Origin of the sequence: Nocardiopsis lucentensis DSM 44048, from assembly GCF_000341125.1 — a bacterium.
Taxonomy (GTDB): domain Bacteria; phylum Actinomycetota; class Actinomycetes; order Streptosporangiales; family Streptosporangiaceae; genus Nocardiopsis; species Nocardiopsis lucentensis.
This window is the reverse complement of the sequence record NZ_ANBC01000962.1, coordinates 1-784: the sequence shown is the minus strand read 5'-3', so window position 1 is coordinate 784 and position 784 is coordinate 1. Positions and strand designations below refer to the sequence as shown.

Sequence of the window (784 nt, the reverse complement as noted above, 5' to 3'; positions counted from 1 at the left end):
GTCGTCAACTTGCGTGGTGGCCACCCATCGCCAGCGGGTCCCGTGGGGCATCATCCGGCCAGTTCAGAACGACTACGGGACGCGTTCGGGAGGCTCCCGGCAACCGCGCGCGTCCCTCGAACGGTGGGAGTAACCATGTTCTCCGACGCACACGGGCGCGCACGGTCCAGGACGCGCGGACGCAGTATCGCCAACACCCGCGGGACACGCTGGGCACAGAAGAGCCCCCGCTCCCCCAGACGGGAGCAGGGGCGTTCCTTGTATCCCGTCTAGCCGCTGATACCCCGGGAGATCTGGTCCACCCGGGAGGCGCTCACCCCGAGCTCTTCACCGATCTCGCGCATGGTCATTCCCTGCTCTCGCAGAGCAACAACGGCGGGGCGCCGTACCTCTTTGAGCGCACGCTCAGTCTCGGCGAACGTGGTGAGGACGTCCCCGACCAGACGCGCGCGGGTGAGCGGGTCGGACACCGTGGTCAGTTCGTCGGGCAGCTGACGCACTCTGGCAAGCATGTCGTTGATGTCCATACCAGCGACTTTAGCATCGAAGAAAAAAGTTGTCCAGAGCCCTTGCGTCAACTTTAAAGAGCCCTGTATTATTTAGATACAACAGAACAGAGAGGGGTGATAACCCAGCCAATCGTCAGAATCACCGACGACAGAGAGGAAACACCCCATGGAACTCCTGGAATGGATGCTCATCGTTTCGATCATCGGAGTGATCGGAACAACCATCGGAATCGCCTTCCAGATCATGGCCTACTGGAAGACGTTCCACCAGAACC

At 61.1% G+C, this 784-nt stretch carries 1 protein-coding gene; it reads right to left on the bottom strand.

Annotated elements, in window-relative coordinates:
- Window positions 1–269: 269 nt before the first annotated feature.
- A complete protein-coding gene (locus tag D471_RS0132320) occupies window positions 270–527 on the bottom strand; it encodes a sigma factor-like helix-turn-helix DNA-binding protein (RefSeq protein WP_017602437.1) in 258 nt (85 codons plus the stop codon).
- Window positions 528–784 lie beyond the last annotated feature (257 nt).